The 352-nt window shown below is 66.5% G+C and carries 1 protein-coding gene; it reads left to right on the forward strand.

Annotation, left to right across the window (positions count from 1 at the left end):
- Positions 1–352 (forward strand): hypothetical protein (locus HX773_RS25410; RefSeq protein ID WP_218168363.1); only part of this gene is annotated, 352 nt, incomplete at both ends.

A 352-nucleotide genomic window follows, 5' to 3' on the forward strand; every position in this document is an offset into this window, starting at 1 on the left:
CGGCAAGCCACTGCCGCCCGGTGTCGCGCTACAGAACGCGGCCAACGACATCACCATCGCCAACCTCGCCCTGGGCGGCAACGGCGACGTCGACCTGCATGCCATCGCCGAAAAATCCGGGCAGATGGACAACCTCTACAACACCTACAAGAACGACTTCGTCTCGGGCCAGGCGTTCAAGGACATGGTCGCCAGCGGCATGGACCCGGTGGCGGCGGCCAGCAGCTTCGCCGCCAGCGCCTCGGCCTTCCAGGCCTTCCTCGGACCCAACGCCACCTCGGGCGACGCCGCGACCCTGCAGGTCAACTTCAACGAAGCGTTGTCCGATGCCCTGGTCAACAGCGCCGACAGC

It is taken from the genome of Pantoea sp. B9002 (assembly GCF_013385945.1).
GTDB lineage: Bacteria > Pseudomonadota > Gammaproteobacteria > Enterobacterales > Enterobacteriaceae > Pantoea.